This window comes from Umezawaea tangerina (genome assembly GCF_003002815.1).
Lineage (GTDB): Bacteria > Actinomycetota > Actinomycetes > Mycobacteriales > Pseudonocardiaceae > Umezawaea > Umezawaea tangerina.
The window spans coordinates 323,539-339,516 of the sequence record NZ_PVTF01000011.1 but is presented as its reverse complement, the minus strand read 5'-3'; the positions used below and the strand labels follow the sequence as shown (position 1 = coordinate 339,516).

Here is a 15,978-nt window from a genome sequence, read left to right as displayed (position 1 = left end):
CCGCGTGGTCGACCATGACGATCCGCGCACCGACGTTGATCATCAGCGCACGCCGTGGACCTCGCGGTAGTCGGAGGCCGAGACGCCGTAGGCGGACTTGAACAGGCGGCTGAAGCTCGCCGGGTCGGTCAGGCCCCACCGGGCGGCGATGGAGGCCGCCGAACGGTGGCGTTGGCCGGTGTCGCGCAGGTCGTCGGCGCACCGCTGCAACCGCCGGTGCCTGATCCGGGCCGCGACGGTCATCGGCTCGGTCTCGAAGAGCTTGTGCAGGTGCCGCAAGGAGATGTGCTGCGCCGCGGCGATGGAGGCGGGCGACAGGTCCGGCCGGTGCAGGTTCCCGTCGATGTGGGCGTAGACCTGCCGGCGCAGGACGGCGTGCCGCGACCGCGGTGGGGCCGGTCCGTCGAGCCGCGTCGCCAACGCGGCTTCCAGGAGGTCGACCACGGCGGTGCCGATCCGGGCGGCCTCGTCGACGCGGATCCCGTCGAGCGCGGCGGGAAGTCCCCTGACCATCGAGGAGATGAGCGCACCCGTCCCCCCGCCACCCGGTATCGCCAGGCCCGCCACCCGCAGGAAGTCGTCGTGCCCCGACGACAGCATCGTGCGCGGGAACAGGACGGTCACGTTGGTCGTGTCCGTGGTGCGCCACCGGATCGGCGCGGTCGGGTCGACGAGCACGACGTCGCCCACCCCGATCCGGGCCTGCCTGCCGTGCTGCTCCAGCACGGCCTCGCCGCTGGTCAGCACCTCCAGCTGGTAGAGCTCGTCGGCGAACCGACGGGCCATGCGCGCGGTGCGCACGCACTCGCCGCCCGGCGTGGTCGCCTCGACGACGCGGACGGCCCCGATCCGCCCGAACCGCAACCGCGCCTCGAAGTCGCCCTCGATCCGCCTGCCCTCCCGCAACGGCGGCAGCCCGCCGCGGGCGGCGGCGTCCTGCCAGCGCTCGACGCGCAGGTCCGCCGCGACGTCGCGGGTGTCGAAGGTGGTGCTCACGCCCCGACCGCCGACCCGCCGGGGAGGCCGGTGTCCGGCCCGTGCAGCACGGTCGGCAGCACCGACAGGAACCGCGTGGCCCGGTGCAGGTCGGTGGTCGACACCCTCTCGTTCGCCTTGTGCATCAGCGCTTCCTCGCCGGGACCGAACAGGACGGTGGGCAGGTTCCGGGGTGGCGAGAGCACGGAGGCGTCGCTGAAGTACGGGACGCCGCGGGTCGGTCGACGACCCCCGAGCGTCCGCACCGCCGCCTCCTGGGAGGCCCGCACCAGCGGGTGGTCGACGGACGTGCTCACCGGAGCCCGCTCGTGCAGGACCCGCACCAGGATCTCGACCTCCGGCATGGCGGCCATCACGCGGTCCGCGCCCTCCTTCACGGACGCGAGGACCACGTCCGCGTCGACGCCGGGGATCGTGCGGACGTCCACGACGGCGCGGCAGAGGTCCGGCACCACGTTGACGGCCGTGCCGCCCTCGATGAGGTTCACGCTCGACGACGGGGAGCCCAGCAGCGGGTGGGGCCGCACGTCCGCAGGGAGGACGCGGACTGCGGACACCAGCCGCGCCACGGCCTCGATGGCGTTCACGCCGAGCTCGGGCGTCGCGCCGTGCGCCGACATGCCGTGCGCGACGAGCTCCACGCGGACGGCGCCCTTGTGCGCGACCACCAGGTCCAGGTCCGTCGGCTCGCCGACGACCAGCCACCCGGCGTCGTCGAGGACGTCGGTGCCGTCCAGGTGCCGGGAGCCCGCGCAGTCGGCCTCCTCCCCCACGACCGCGCACAGCACCAGGTCACCCGGCAGTTCGGTGCCCGCGAAGCGAAGCACGGCCAGGGACGTGAGCATCGCCGCGAGCCCGCCCTTCATGTCCACGGCGCCGCGCCCCCACAGGTACCCGTCGCGGACCACGCCGCCGAAGGGGTCCTCGGCCCAGTCGCGGCGGGCTCCGACGGGGACGGTGTCGAGGTGCCCGCAGTACACGAGGGACGGTGCGGACCCGGTGCCCGGCAGCCTGGTCACGACGTTCACGCGGTTGTCGTCGATCTCCTGGGTGGTGACCTCCAGCCCCCACGCCCGCGCCTGCCCGGCGAGCACCTCGGCCACCGCCGACTCCCGGCCGGGCGGGTTCTCGCTCGGGGTGCGGACCAGGCGCCGCGCGAGCGCGGTGACCTCGTCCTGCGCGTCGAAGTCCATGCCCAGCACCACCTTCCGACGATCCCGGTCCAGCGTCAGGCGGGCTCGTGAGCCGCGCCGTCGAGCTCGTTGAGGTAGTTGTAGATGGTGAAGCGGCTGACCCCGAGCGCGCCCGCCGCCGTCTCGGGCGCCTGCTTGACCAGGAAGAACCCACGACGCTCCAGCTCGGCCACCACCTGGAGCTTCTGCTCCTTGCGCATCTTCGCGACCGGGACGCCGACCGCGGCGATGGCCGCGTCCACGAGCACCCTGCACAGCTCGTCGACACTGCGGGGGAACGACTCCCCCTGCTGCTCGGCCGGGACTGAGGAGGCACGGGGCTCGGGAACGTCGCGCCCGAGCACGAACCGGTCCACGGCGGAGCGCAGCGACACCCAGGCGGACACGTCGGTGTTGAGGCACAGCGCCGCCGCGGGGCGGCCGTCGGCGTCGGTGTAGACGATCGTCGAGCTCCGCAGGACGCGGCCGTCGGGCAGCTCGGTGCGGTAGCCGATGTCGTGGCGCAGGTCGCCCGCCGCGACGCGTTCGAGCAGCTTGTCCGTGGGAGGGTCGCCGACGCGCCTGCCGGTGAGCGTCCCGGCGATGGCGCGGACGGTGTTCGGGACGCGGCGCAGGTCGTGCAGCACGACCTCGGTCGGCTGGGGCGCGGCGGCCTGGAGGGGCGCGACGAGGATCTCCAGCACCCGGTTGACGCACTCGGCGTCCAGTCCCGCCAAGGCGTCGGGTGGGGGCACCGCGTCCATCCGCACCCTCCGTTCTTCAACCGCACGTTGAACTCCGCTCAACACAATGTTGCAATGCGGACCCTTGATGTCAACCGCTTGGACAACCCGTCGATGTCGATCAGGGACACCCGCACCCCTGGAGTGCGCGCGCGGATGATCACCTGCACTATCGGGGCATGCGCAGCTCACTGTTCAACCACACCGAGCGGTCCGTCGAGCCCGGCAGCTTCCAGCTGCAGAACGACCGCATGCTCAAGGTGGACCTCACCGGCAGCGGTGGCTTCTTCTTCGCCAAGCAGGGGTCGATGGTCGCCTACCAGGGTGATGTCGACTTCGCCTACGAGGGCAGCGGCGGTCTCGGCAAGCTGTTCAAGAAGGCCTTCACCGGTGAGGGCATGTCGCTGATGAAGGTGTCGGGCAGCGGGGACGTCTTCCTCGCGCAGGACGCCGACGAGGTGTTCGTGCTCTACCTGGAGGACGAGGGCGTCACCGTCAACGGCAAGAACGTGCTCGCGTTCGACAGCACGCTCACGTGGGACATCAACCGCACCGAGGGCGCGTCGATGCTCAGCGGCGGCCTGTTCAACACGACGTTCAAGGGCACGGGCGCGCTCGCCGTCACCGCCTACGGCACCCCGGTCGTGCTGAGCGTGGACGTGCCGACGTACGTCGACATGCAGTCCGCGGTCCTCTGGTCCACCTCGCTGCAGTCCTCGATCCGCAAGACCGCGAAGCTCGGCGCCGTCATCGGCCGCGGCTCCGGCGAGGCCTACCAGCTCGCGCTGTCGGGTCAGGGCATCGTCGTCGTGCAGGCCTCCGAGGGCCACCCCGCTCCGCCCGCGCAGTAGGACACCACCCGGAAAACCGCGCCAGGTTCCCCTTTTCCGCACTTCTGCGGCGAAGAGGAGCCTGGCGCGGACGACCCCGGACCCACCACCGGGCGACTCGTCAGTGGTGCTGGACATCGTCCGGCCCAGCGCCGTCGGACTGTGCGTGACCACCCCCGCCAGCCGGCACGAACTCACGCGGAGTCCGCGGCACGACGGCACGACCGGACGGCCCCGGCGACTCCCGGCGGAGCCGACCGACCCGCGGCCGGACCCGCACGAAACGGGCGCGAACCCCGTGACCTGCGGCCCACGGCGCGGCCCGCCCACTCGATACCGATCGTTCCGGCGGTCGAAACAATCTTGGAATCCGATCCTCGCTTCCGCTTCCCGGCCACCCCGAGCACCGGCCCGTGATTTTCTCCACGTGGTGACGAAAGAGTTTCGGATGACCGGCCGTAGCTCATTCGGGTAGTACCGCCCACCCGACCTTCCGGCCCATTCATCTCCTCTGTAGCTTCTCATGGGGATACGAAACCGGAATCGGAAAAATGGTCGTATCCATTGTTGGACAATCCCCGGAGAACGCATCGTCGCGTTGTGCTGTCACGAAAGCGGGCACCGAAATGGACTACACGCTCCAGCTCCTGGTCGACTCGGCGGACCTCGAGATCCTGAAAGCGGCCCAGCAGAACATCATCCTCGCGAAGCCGGTGGGGGGCGGCAGCCCCAACGTCGCCTGGCTGACCGTCGACCCCTTCCCGGAGAACACCATCGAGTGGACGGAGAGCTACGGGCTCTACGCGTCCACCTCCAGCGTCGAGTCGGGCGCCAGGATCCGCAAGGTCGGCAGCGTGCCCGTCGCCGAGGACGGCAACACCTACGCGTTCAAGGCCACGAACACCTTCAGCGGCCCCTCGTCGATGCCGCCCGTCCCGAACGGGACCTTCGCGGTCAACAACGTCAACGACAACCCGCTGTACCCGTACCTGACCTTCGGCCTCACCCAGTCGGCGACGGTCGGGCCGGTGCCGGTGGAGAACGCGCCGATCAGCGCCACCGTCGTCCCCAGCAACCAGTCGGTGGCGATGACCCCGCTGACCAGCGTGTGGGTGTGGCTGGAGGCCAACCTGATGAGCGGCACGGTCATCACGCAGGTGACCAGCAAGCGGGCCATCGCCACATTCGGCGACGGGGTCCCGTCGATCACCCTCAAGTACAGCCGGTCCAAGGGCTTCTTCGTCCCGGCGACGACGTCCGGGAAGGAGATCGCGTCGGAGAGCTACCTGCTCTACGACCCGCTGGCACCCGACGCGCGGGCCGCCACCAAGGAACTCCACGAGCTCGTTTCGTCCACCTGACAAAATCCTCCCCGATTCATCGGGCAATAGTCGACGCGGCCGCGGAATCGACAACGCGGCTGCGTCGACGCACGCACCGAGGAAAGAATGGACAATGAACGCGACACCTGTCGAAAATCCCACCATCCCGCCCAGAAGCACCGTCGGGTACCTCGCGATGCAATGGAGCACCGACGGCGGGTGGGCCTACGGGTCCGGGGCGCTGATCGACGACCGCCACGTGCTCACGTGCTCGCACAACCTCATCGACGCGCTCACGGACCCGCTCCCGCGGGGGCAGGCCACGCAGGTCTTCTTCTACCGCGCCTACAACCAGGCCCGACCCGCGGACCCGCCGCCCAGCGGTGCGCGGGTGTCCGCGGGCTACTTCAACGTGAACTTCCGCAACGGCCAGGACGCCTGGGACGTCGGGGTGTGCTTGCTGGCCGCACCCGTGCAGGTCCCACCCCCGTTCGCCTACTTCCAGCCCACCGTGACCGGCGAGGAGATCGTCGGCGAGAACGTGAAGCTGACCGGCTACCCCGGTCCCCACCGCGGCCGGATGTACGAGGACGTCGACCCGGTGGACGGCGTCCACATCGACACCAACACGCTCATCTACACCCACGACACCTGGGGAGGGAACAGCGGATCACCGGTGTGGACCTACGACACCGACCACGACAGGGTCCTGCAGCACGGGATCCACGTGTCCCGCCAGCCGATGGAGCTGCGCAGGGCGGTGCTCGTCACCCGACCGGTCCTGAGCTGGATCCAGTACGCCTGCGGCCAGCCCGCCCCCGCGGGCGGGGGCTTCACCCTCATCGGACTCTGAACGACCGCGCCACCCGTCCCCGAAAGCGTCCCCTGCCCCGCCATCGGGCCCGATCGCGACCGTCCACTTCGGACCGTGATCCAGGCCGTCCCCTGGTCTCAGCCGGACGTCGTCGGCTCGCGGGACGCCAACGCCTCGCCGAGGCGGTCGATCGCGGTCGCCAGGAGGTGGGGTGCCGTCGCGAACGACAGCCGGACGTGCTGTTCGGCGGTGGGGCCGAACGCGCCGCCGGGCGCGACCACGACCCCGGTGCGCTCCAGCAGCCAGGCTGCGCACTCCCCCGCCGAGCCGAAGCCGAGCCCCGAGATGTCCGGCAGGACGTAGAAGGCGCCCTCCGGATCGGGGCACACGACACCGGGTATCCGGTTGAGCGCGTCGACCACGTACCCGCGCCGGGCGTCGTAGCTCGCCACCATCTCGTCCACGGCGACGCGGGCCTCGGGGGTGAACGCCGCCAAGGCGCCGCGCTGCACGAACGAGGAGGCGCAGCCGACCGTGTGCTCCTGGACCTTCAGGACGTCGCGCATCACGGCGGGCGGGCCGACCACGTAGCCGAGCCGCCAGCCGGTCATGGCGTGGCTCTTGGAGAAGCCGTTGACGGTGATGGTCCGGCCGCGGCCGCCGGGCCTGGCCGCCAGGCTGAGGTGGGGGCGGTCGCGGTAGCGGATGTACTCGTAGATCTCGTCCACGAGGATGGTCAGGTCGTGCCGTCGGGCGACGCGGATGACGGCGTCGGCCTCGGCGGGGGTGAGCATCCGGCCCGTGGGGTTGTTCGGCGAGTTGACCAGGACCGCCCGCGTGCGCGGGGTGACCGCGGCCGCGAGCTGGTCCGCGGTGAGCCCGTACCCGTCGCGGGGGTCGAGCGGGACGTCGACCGGACGTCCGCCGAGCAGCCCGATCATCGGGGCGTAGCTGACCCACGCGGGCGAGGGCACCAGGACCTCGTCGCCGGGCCCGATGACACCCGCGAGCGCGATGAACATCGCGTGTTTGGCCGACGGCGTGACGATGACGTCCGTCGCGGGGTCCGCGGCGATGCCGTTGTCGACGAGCAGCTTGGCCGCGATGGCCTCGCGCAGCTCCGGGAGGCCGCGGCTCGGGGTGTAGTGCGTGAAGCCGGCCTCCAGCGCCCGCACGGTCGGGCGCACGATGTGCTCCGGTGTCGGGAAGTCCGGCTCTCCCCCGCCGAGGTTGACCACCTCGACGCCGCGCACCCGCTGCCGCTCGACCTCGTCGAGGAGGGCGACGGTGGGCGACCGGCCGATGGACCTCGCGACCGGGACGGGACGTGCGCTCACGCGATCTCCTGTGCGGTGAGGGGGAAGGACCTGTCGACGCTGCCGACCACCGCGGTGCGGGCCAGCAGGAGCACGGCCGCGGCCTGCAGCTCCTCGTCCGCGGTGGCCGTGGCGTCCTCCAGGACCTCGACCGCGAAGCCGAGGTCGTGCGCCTGCATGGCGGTCATGAGGACGACCAGGTCGGTCGCGACCCCGGCCAGCAGGAGCCTGTCGACCTTGCGGGCGCGCAGCAGGAGCTCCAGGTTGGTCCCGTGGAACGGGCTCACCCGCTGCTTGACGACGACGTCGTCGCCGGGTTCGGGTGCCAGCAGGTCGTGCACCCGCGTGCCCCACGAGCCGAGCGTGAACCGGCGCTCCGGGTCGGGTGGGCCGAACAGGGGCGACTCCGACGGCCAGTCCTCGTAGTGGCTGCTGTAGCCGAGCACGACGTAGACGACCGGGACGGCCGCGAGCCGGGCGCGGTCGACGGCGGCCCTCGCGCGGTCGAGCACCCCGCGGGCGGCGACCTGCTCCCGGCAGACGTGCGCGTAGTGCCCGTCGGGGTGCACGAGCTCGTTGACCATGTCGAGGACGAGCAGTGCCGAACGGCTCATCGTGGACCTCCGATCGCCACGGGGTGGTCGGTCCGGTGCCCGACGGGCCGCAGCAGGTGCCGGGCGACGTCGTCGGCGTCGCGCATGAACTCGCTCCAGCCCGCGGGGCCGGTCGCGACGACCTGGGTGAAGAAGCGGGAGTGCTCCGAGGGGATGCCCAGCACGTGCAGGCCGCGCACCGGTCGGCCGTCCGCGCCGACCGGGTGGAACGGCGACCTGGTCACCTCGACGCCGCCGGTGCGGAACGACCCGCCGTCGACGAACTCCCGGCACAGTCCCCGCCGCAGCAGCATCCGGGACAGCGGCGACGTGTCGGACCCGATGTCGGGCGGCGGGATCCGGGCGTCGACGACCGTCCGGACCACCTCGGACGCGCCGCCGACTTGGGGTGAGGAGACTCGGAACGCCCCTGCTGCGGCGTCGACCTCGTACCGGGCCCTCGGGCCGATGACCCGCAGGACACCGGCCTCGACCAGCGCCTTGGTCTCCCGCAGCCTGACCAGGGGCGGTCCCGCGGCCAGGAAGGCGCTGCGCGGCGCGTACCAGCCGACGAGGTCGTCGCGGTGCGACTCGGGCAGCAGGCCGCCGAAGTCGGTGAGGTCCCGGATGGTCGCGCGCAGGCCGCGCAGGACGTCGAGCGCGGCCTTGACCGGTGAGTCGACGTTGCCGCGTCCGGCCTCGCGCACGTCGGCCCCCAGTGCGGTCAGGAGCGCGTCGTCGAAGGCCGCCCGGTCGACGAACGCTTGGTCGGCGAACGGGAAGGCCAGGGTGTCGAAGTCGAGCCGGGTCGGCACGGGGAGACCGAGGTCGGCCGCGCAGTCGTCCACTGTGGACAGCGAGGCGCCGCCCTTCTCCCGCACCCGTGCGACGAGCTCGTCCGCCACGACCGTTCCATGGCGCTCGCGCAGCACCGCGGCGAAGTGGACGAGGTCCACCTCCGCCATGAGCCTGGGCAGCAGGTGCCGTCGGAAGTCGAGCCGTCCGGGGCCCGTGTCGGCGCGCACCAGGCCCTCGGTGAAGAAGACGGGCCGGTGGGCGGAGTCCGGCGGCTTCCGGTTGCGGCCGCGGGCCGGTTGCGGGAACCCGCTGCGCGACCCGGCGACGAGGAGCGGTTCCTGCCCGCTGGCGGAGTAGACCAGGCCGTCCGGCGACTCCTCGAACCTCCCCCCGCGCCCGACCGTCAGCGCCGCCACCACGTCGTAGAAGGTCAGCCCCATCCCGATCACGCCGACCGCGCTGCCCGCGGGGATGGCGGGCAGCGGCATGTCCGCCGCCGAGTCCCCCGCGACGAACCGCAGGTCCGGGTGGGCCTCCGCGAACCGCCGCAGCTCCAGCAGGTGTCCCGACAGCCGCGGCCGGGCGTGGCCGGTGACCAGGACCGCCCGGTCGACGTCGATCCCCGTCCCGTCGTGCAGGGTGAGGCGGTACCCGCCGCCCTCCAGCCCGCGGAGGTCCTCGACGGTCGCGGTGACCCGGTGCAGCACCACCCCCGACGGCAGGGCCCGCTCGACAGCGTCGAGGAGGTGGAGCAGGTAGCGGCCGTAGAGGCGGCGCGGGGCGTAGGCGTTGACGTGCTCGGTACCGGGGTCGGCCAGGTCCCACCACCGTGCGAAGGACGGGCCCGCCCCCGGTCGCGGCGGGCCCGCGTCGGGTGGTCCGGAGAAGGCGGTGACCTCGCCCGCCACCGTGTTCATCAGGAACCAGTCCGGCTGGTCGGTGCGCCACACCCGCCCGCAGCCCACCTGCACGGAGTCGACCAGGTGGATCTCGACCGGCTCCGTGGTCCCGGACAGCCGGACGGCGAGCCGTTCCAGGACGCTCATGGCCCTGGGGCCGCCCCCGATGATCGCCAGCGCGGTCACCGCGCGCGCTCCGAGGTCCCCGCGGCGTCCTCCGGGACGACCCGCCCGTGCGCGAACCCGCTCAAGGCACCACCCTCCTCGACTCGTAGTCCTCCACCTCGGCGAGGTGGAGCAGGGTCTCGGCGATCCGGTCACCCGGCCGCAGGAGACGGCGGCGCAGGGGCTCGTCGATCCGGAATGGACACTCCCCCGCCCCGAAGCCGAGGCGCCGCGCGGTCAGGTCGACCACGAGGGGCAGCCAGGGGTCCGCCTCGACCTCCCGCCACAGGCGTTCGACGACGTCGTGGTCGACCTCGACCGTCCAGAGCCCCCTGGTGGTGGCGTTGCCCCGGAAGATGTCGCCGAAGCCGCTCGCGACGACGACCTGGAAGCCCGCGCCCTGCAGGGCCCAGACGGCCGACTCGCGCGACGACCCGGTCCCGAAGTCGTGGCCCGCGACCAGGACGCTCGCCCCCTGGTACTGCGGCTGGTTGAGCACGAAGTCCGGATCCGTGCGCCAGTCCGCGAACAGGATGTTCGTGAAGCCGTCCGGCCGGTAGTAGGGGACGAACCGCGCGGGCGACAGCTGGTCGGTGTCGACGTCGTCGCGCCGCAGCGGCACCGCCGTCCCGGTGCGGACCGACCGCGTGCTCACAGGTCCTGCGGTGTGGTGATGCGCCCGGTGACCGCGGTGGCGGCCGCGACCCGCGGTGACACGAGGTGGGTCCGGGAGCCCTTGCCCTGCCGTCCCTCGAAGTTCCGGTTGCTGGTGGACGCCGCGCGCTCGCCGGGGGCGAGCCGGTCCTCGTTGAGCGCGCAGCACATGGAGCAGCCCGCGCCCGGCCGGAAGTCGGCGCCCGCGACGCTGAACACCCGGTCCAGCCCTTCCGCCACGGCCTGGCGGCGCACGGCCGCGGAGCCCGCGACGATCAGCATCCGGACACCGTCGGCGACCTTGCGTCCGGAAAGGACGGACGCGGTCTCGCGGAGGTCCTCGATCCGCCCGTTGGTGCACGAGCCGACGAAGACGGTGTCCACCTCGACGTCGCGCATCGGCTGGCCCGGCCGCAGTCCCATGTAGGCGAGGGAACGCTGGGTCGTGGCCCACTCCTGCTCGGTGGCGCAGTCGGACCTGGACGGGGCCCGGCCGTCGAGCGGCAGGTTCTGGGCCGGGTTGGTCCCCCACGAGACCCTGGGGCCGACCTGCGCGGCGTCGAGGTGCACGACGTGGTCGAACCGGGCGCCGTCGTCGCTGCGCATCTCCCGCCACCGCGGCTCGGCGTCGGTGAACCGCGCGCCGGTCCGCGTGCGCAGGTAGTGGACGGTGGCGTCGTCGACCGCGACCAGACCGGCACGGGAGCCCGCCTCGACGCTCATGTTGCACAACGTCATCCGGGCTTCCACGGACAGGGCGCGGACGGCTTCGCCGCGGTACTCGATGACGCTGCCCCGACCGCCGCCCGTGCCGATCCGCGCGATCAGCGCGAGCGCGAGGTCCTTCGCGGTCGCGCTGTCCGGCAGCACACCGGAGATCTCGACGGCCAGGTCGTCGGGGCGGTGGATCGGCAGGGTCTGGGTGGCGAGCACGTGCTCGACCTGGCCCGTGCCGATCCCGAACGCCAGCACTCCCAGCGCCCCCAGCGTGGAGGTGTGCGAGTCGCAGCAGACGATCGTCATGCCGGGCCGGGCCAGTCCGAGCTCCGGGACGACGACGTGCACGATCCCCTGGTCGGGATCGCCCAGGCGGTGCAGCCGGATGCCGGACCCGGCGCAGTTGGCGCGGATCAGGTCGCGTTGCCTCCGGCCCGCCAGGTCCTCCCGGCCGCCCTCCCCGGTCGGGGTGTTGTGGTCCTCGACCGCGAGGGTGAGGTCCGGGCGGCGGACGGTCCTGCCCGCCGCCCTCAGGTCGTCGAACGCGCGCGGCGTGTTGACCTCGTGCAGCACGTGCAGGTCGACGTAGAGCAGGTCCGAGCCGTCGTCCAGGGGGCGCACGACGTGGTCTTGCCAGATCTTCTCCGCGAGCGTCCGGTGGCCGGTCACCTCACGGGACCGCCGTTCAGCACGGGGACGAGGTCGGCCGCCAACCGGCGGCGCACGACCGAGATGTCCTCGCAGTCGCTCTCGACGCGCTCGGCGATGTGGACGCGGTAGATCTCGTCGACCTCGTCGGCGTCCAGCGACAGGCCGAGGCCGGTGAGCAGGTGGCGCAGCACCGCCCGGCCGGAGTGCCTGCTGATCAGCAGGGTCCGCTCCCGGCCGAACCTGGCGGGCTCGACGTACTCGTAGGTCGCCGGGTTCCGGAGCACGCCCGCCTGGTGGATCCCGGCCGCAGTGCCGAACGCGTACTTGCCGAAGATCGCCTTGTTGCGCGGCTCCTCCAGGCGGATGACCTCGCGCAGGCGGGTGTAGACGGAGTGGATGGCGGCGAGGTCGACCTCGGCGAACAGGCCGAGCTGCTCGTGCTTGTAGGCGAGCAGGGCGCAGACCTCCTCCATCGCCGTGTTCCCCGCGCGCTCGCCGATGCCGCCGACGGTGACCTGGACGTCGTCCGCGCCCGCCCGCAGCCCTGCGACCGCGTTCGCGGTGGCGAGCCCGAAGTCGTTGTGGCAGTGCACACCGACGCGCACCGGGGCGGGCGCCCACTCGCGGATCCGGGCGATCAGGTCGCCGAACTCCTCGGGGGTCGCGCACCCGGACGTGTCGGCGACCGGGATGTAGCGGGCACCGGCCTCCACCGCCCGTTCGGTGAGCTGCCGCAAGTGGTCCGGGTGGCCGCGGGTCGCGTCCTCGATCCCCACGGACACGGTCTCCACGCCCAGCGACGCGGCGAACCCGGCCGCGTCCACCGCGTCGTCGATCGCCTGCTGCCGGGTGATCCCGAGCTTGTGCTCCAGGTGGATGTCGCTGCCGGTGCCCAGGATCTGCAGGACGTGGTTGCGCCCGCCCGCGGCTTGGACGGCGGTCTCGACGTCGTCGCGACGAGCCCGCGCCAGCGTCGCCACCTGGGCCCGGCTGAGCGCTCCGGCGATCGCCTTGGTGGCCGCGAAGTCGTTGGGCGAGGACGCGGGGAACCCGGCCTCGACGACGTCCACGTTCAGCGCCTCGATCCGCAGCGCCAGCTCGAGCTTGTCCTGGGCGGACATGGCGTTGCCGGGTGCCTGCTCGCCGTCGCGCAGCGTCGTGTCGAAGATCCCGACGCGGCGCGGGGCCTGGTTGGTGGTCACTGGACTCCTTCCGGTGGTGGGAGGTCGTGCGGCCGCCGGGGTGCGGCCCTGGGGAGGGGTCAGTCGCCGACCTTCCCCGGTACCCCGTCGACCCAGGCGTCGGCGTGCGCGTCGGCCGACTCCCGGTCGGCGAAGGCGTAGGTCTTGAGCAGCCAGCGGCCGAGCGCCCTGCCAGGATCGGTGATCTCGATCTGCTCCCGGTTGTGCAGGCCGTGCTGGTTGGCGAACGTGAGCACGTCGCCCCGCTGCATCCGGTGCCGGTCCTTGGGCACCCTGGTCAACGCGTTCTTCAACGCCAGCAACGCGTCCTTCGCCTCGACCGGCGCGCCCGCGGCCGTCGTGGTGTGGGTGTCGAGGTAGCGCAGCGAGGAGCGACCGCTCAGGATCGGGTGCGCGACCTCCTCGCCCAGGTCGGCGTTCGCGTCCCGCGAGACGACGTCGAACGGGGTCGCGAAGTGGGGCTCGCGCAGCACCCTCCGGACCTCCGGCGACAGCTCGGCGACCAACCTGGTGCCGGGGACGAACCCGGTGTACACCAGGTCCTCGGTCGGGCACCGCATGCCCAGCAGCGTGATGTAGTCGGCGCGGACGGGGTGCGCCGTGCGGTCGTTGTGGAAGACCACCTCGCCGCCGTTGTACCCGGTCTGCTTGCCCAGGTACCTGGAGATCGCGACGACGTCGATGAAGAAGTCGCCGCCGAACCGGTTCGCGTAGGCCAGCAGCGGGGTCCCGGTGATCTGGGCCAGCAGCTCCAGGAACGCCTCGCCGACGAACGTGGTCTTCCGCTTCTTCTTCTCCGCCGAGGGGTCCTCGTTGCCGAGCTCGGGGAGGTCGTCGTCGACCGGGCAGTTGCGCAGCACGTGCGCCTCCACGACGCCCTCGGCCCGGTCGGCCCGGATGCGCCCGGCCGCCCGGAGCAGCCGGTCGGGCACCACGTCGTCGACCACCAGGTCGCGGACGTGCTCGCTGAAGGCGGGGTAGTCGTCGTAGGGGCTGGCCTTGATGCTCCCGAACCCCTCGACGAGCTGGGACCGTTCGGTTCCGGTGAGGACCAACAGGGCGTCCACGATCTCACTCCCGAATAGGTCAATGGGACCGGATCAGTGAAACAGCACTTCCCCCACCACCACATCGGCCGACGGTCGACACGGGGCTCAACCTAGGACGAGAAGCGAATTCCGGCGGCATTAAGCGGGGGAACACCGAAAAGCACGGCGGACAATTCGCCGTGCTGCGGTGGGAATACCGGCGACCGGATCCGGCAATACCCGGAATGCGCGACGCGGATCGCGTTCCGGGGCTGGATCACTGTGGCACCGACGGGCTCGGCCGACGTAGGAGCGGTCCCGGTCAGCGGGACTCACGCCCGGAACTTCAACTTTGGACGAGACCGGAGGACGTCCGGTCAGGGCCGCCGGTAGGTCGCGAGGAACCCGGCGACCAGCTGGTCGCGGAAGTACTGGTCCAGCGGCTCGTCGCTGACCAGGCGCCGGTAGAGCAGCGGGCCGCTGATCTGCGCTATCGCGACGTCGCTGTCGATGCCGTCCCGCAGCTCCCCGCGCCCGGAGGCGTCCTCCAGCACGGCCCGCAGGGTGGCGCGCCGCGCGTCCAGGAAACCGGGCATGAACGTGGCGAACTCCGGGTCCCGCCTCGCCTCGTCCAGCAGCGTGGGCAGCACGGATGCCCACGGGTGCGCGCTGAGCTGGTGCGCGAGGCCGTCGACGAACACCCGCAGCCGCTCCTGCGCGGTCCCCCGGTCGGGCACGTCCATCGGGGGCGGCATGAGGCGGTTGAGGCCGTCGATCAGCAGCGCCCGGCGGGTGGGCCAGTGGCGGTACAGGGTGGCGCGCGAGACGCCGGACCGGGTCAGCACCGCCTCGATCGTCACCGACGGGAGCCCTCGTTCGCGCAGGAGGTCCACCACCGCCGCGAGCACCGCCGTACGACTGCGTTCGACACGGGGGTCCTGCGCCTGCTGCCCGCCCACAGCGAGACCATACAGCGCACCCGTCAGAGCGGTGGAGCTTGATCCACTGGGGCGCCGCCGGGCGCCGACCAGGACCCGGCGCCCGCGGGGTCGTCCGACGGAAAACCCGCCACCACCGGCGTTACCGGACTTTCCCCACCCCGGTGTCTGGAAAGCTTGCGGACACCGTTACGACACCCTATGGTCCCTCAACAAGACCACGTGGTGTCGTTTCGGTGGAGGCGCAATTCCGGAATCGCCCACTCGCCCTCACCACAGCGGCACCGGACATTCGACTCGGCGAAGCCCGACAAGGAAAACGATGACACTCACGGACGCGTTCACCCTTGCCCAGGACACGGCCGACAACGTGGTCGAGGTCGTCCTCTTCGACGAGGACCCGGTGTCCAGGCACGTGCTGGGCGCGGCGCTGGCCGGGGTCGGCGGGATCACCGTCGTGGACTCCACCGACGACGCGGCGTCCTACGGGCGGCGCAGACCCGCGGCGGGCCACGTCGCGGTCATCTCCGCCTCGCACGACCGCGCCGTCGAGCTGGTCCGCCTCTTCACCGGTCTGCACCTGCGCGCCGTCTGCCTCGGGGTGGGCTGGACCCAGGACCGGCTCGACGAGATGTTCCACGCGAGGGCGTCCGGCTGCCTGGTCAAGGAGACCAGGGTCGCCCGGCTCGCGGCCGCGGTGCGGGCCGTGGCGTCGGGCTGCGTCGTGCTGTCCGACGAGCTGCGCTGCCTCCAGGTGCGGACGACGGCGATGACCGGACCTCCCCCGGCCACCGCGTCCCCCTCCGCCGGGTACACCTCGGCGGAGGTGCTGGTCGACGGGCTGACCGACCGCGAGTTCGAGGTGCTCGCGCTGCTGGCGCAGGGCTGGTCGACGGCGGAGACGGCGAAGCGGCTGATCGTGTCGCGGTCCACGGTCAAGAGCCACGTCTCGCACGCCCTCACCAAGCTCGGTGTCCGCAACCGCGTCGAGGCGGTCCTGCTGGTGCGCGGGCTGCTGGACCGCCGCACCGGCTCGTCGCCGCTGTCGCGCCCCGGCGCGCCCCGAGCGCTCCCGGCGCCGTCCCACCCGACGTCCGGCTGACCTCGACACGACAATCCCTTGCCGCCGTGGCACGGGTG

Annotated in this window: 15 protein-coding genes; 4 read left to right on the top strand and 11 right to left on the bottom strand. The window is 72.1% G+C overall.

Going from position 1 to position 15,978, the window contains the following annotated elements:
* Positions 1-42: 42 nt before the first annotated feature.
* The 3 genes from CLV43_RS33830 to CLV43_RS33820 are packed head-to-tail and all read right to left on the bottom strand — an operon-like array spanning position 43 to position 2,932.
* Entirely contained in the window at positions 43-996 is a 954-nt protein-coding gene (locus tag CLV43_RS33830; protein ID WP_106192406.1) for an AraC-like ligand-binding domain-containing protein, read from the bottom strand.
* The gene (locus CLV43_RS33825; RefSeq protein WP_146174999.1) at positions 993-2,189 is read right to left on the bottom strand and encodes a M20 family metallopeptidase; all 1,197 of its coding nucleotides are present in this window, start codon (positions 2,187-2,189) and stop codon (positions 993-995) included. Before CLV43_RS33825 ends, CLV43_RS33830 begins: the two co-directional genes overlap by 4 nt.
* 35 nt (positions 2,190-2,224) lie before the next feature.
* A complete protein-coding gene (locus CLV43_RS33820; RefSeq protein WP_106192403.1) occupies positions 2,225-2,932 on the bottom strand; it encodes a helix-turn-helix transcriptional regulator in 708 nt (235 codons plus the stop codon).
* Positions 2,933-3,090: 158 nt separating this feature from the next.
* Between CLV43_RS33820 and CLV43_RS33815 the strand changes: the two genes are divergently transcribed.
* From CLV43_RS33815 to CLV43_RS33805, 3 genes are all read left to right on the top strand, one after another.
* A complete protein-coding gene (locus tag CLV43_RS33815; RefSeq protein WP_106192401.1) occupies positions 3,091-3,762 on the top strand; it encodes an AIM24 family protein in 672 nt (223 codons plus the stop codon).
* A 605-nt stretch (positions 3,763-4,367) separates the two neighbouring features.
* The gene (locus tag CLV43_RS33810) at positions 4,368-5,102 is read left to right on the top strand and encodes a hypothetical protein (RefSeq protein ID WP_106192400.1); all 735 of its coding nucleotides are present in this window, start codon (positions 4,368-4,370) and stop codon (positions 5,100-5,102) included.
* Positions 5,103-5,259: 157 nt separating this feature from the next.
* Entirely contained in the window at positions 5,260-5,916 is a 657-nt protein-coding gene (locus tag CLV43_RS33805) for a trypsin-like serine peptidase (RefSeq protein WP_170156132.1), read from the top strand.
* A 98-nt stretch (positions 5,917-6,014) separates the two neighbouring features.
* Here the strand turns inward: CLV43_RS33805 and CLV43_RS33800 are convergent, their stop codons facing one another.
* The 8 genes from CLV43_RS33800 to CLV43_RS33765 form a co-directional block, all read right to left on the bottom strand.
* Positions 6,015-7,214 (bottom strand): pyridoxal phosphate-dependent aminotransferase, encoded by a 1,200-nt coding sequence (locus CLV43_RS33800; RefSeq protein WP_106192396.1) that lies wholly within the window; start codon positions 7,212-7,214, stop codon positions 6,015-6,017.
* Entirely contained in the window at positions 7,211-7,807 is a 597-nt protein-coding gene (locus tag CLV43_RS33795) for a cysteine hydrolase family protein (protein ID WP_106192395.1), read from the bottom strand. Before CLV43_RS33795 ends, CLV43_RS33800 begins: the two co-directional genes overlap by 4 nt.
* A complete protein-coding gene (locus CLV43_RS33790; protein ID WP_106192393.1) occupies positions 7,804-9,669 on the bottom strand; it encodes an FAD/NAD(P)-binding protein in 1,866 nt (621 codons plus the stop codon). Before CLV43_RS33790 ends, CLV43_RS33795 begins: the two co-directional genes overlap by 4 nt.
* Positions 9,670-9,730: 61 nt before the next feature.
* Positions 9,731-10,303 carry a 3-isopropylmalate dehydratase small subunit gene (leuD, locus tag CLV43_RS33785; RefSeq protein ID WP_106192391.1) on the bottom strand — a complete coding sequence of 191 codons (573 nt, stop codon included), beginning with the start codon at positions 10,301-10,303 and terminating at the stop codon, positions 9,731-9,733.
* The gene (gene leuC / locus CLV43_RS33780; protein WP_106192390.1) at positions 10,300-11,688 is read right to left on the bottom strand and encodes a 3-isopropylmalate dehydratase large subunit; all 1,389 of its coding nucleotides are present in this window, start codon (positions 11,686-11,688) and stop codon (positions 10,300-10,302) included. Before leuC ends, leuD begins: the two co-directional genes overlap by 4 nt.
* Positions 11,685-12,872 (bottom strand): LeuA family protein, encoded by a 1,188-nt coding sequence (locus CLV43_RS33775; RefSeq protein ID WP_106192388.1) that lies wholly within the window; start codon positions 12,870-12,872, stop codon positions 11,685-11,687. Before CLV43_RS33775 ends, leuC begins: the two co-directional genes overlap by 4 nt.
* A gap of 59 nt (positions 12,873-12,931) precedes the next feature.
* The gene (locus tag CLV43_RS33770; RefSeq protein ID WP_211304686.1) at positions 12,932-13,939 is read right to left on the bottom strand and encodes a TauD/TfdA family dioxygenase; all 1,008 of its coding nucleotides are present in this window, start codon (positions 13,937-13,939) and stop codon (positions 12,932-12,934) included.
* 338 nt (positions 13,940-14,277) lie between these two features.
* Positions 14,278-14,859, bottom strand: coding sequence for a TetR/AcrR family transcriptional regulator (locus CLV43_RS33765; protein ID WP_106192386.1), 582 nt, complete (start codon positions 14,857-14,859; stop codon positions 14,278-14,280).
* A 301-nt stretch (positions 14,860-15,160) separates the two neighbouring features.
* Here CLV43_RS33765 and CLV43_RS33760 point away from each other — a divergent pair, with 301 nt between their 5' ends.
* Positions 15,161-15,940, top strand: a complete 780-nt coding sequence (locus CLV43_RS33760; protein ID WP_106192384.1) for a response regulator transcription factor — start codon at positions 15,161-15,163, stop codon at positions 15,938-15,940.
* Positions 15,941-15,978: the final 38 nt, after the last annotated feature.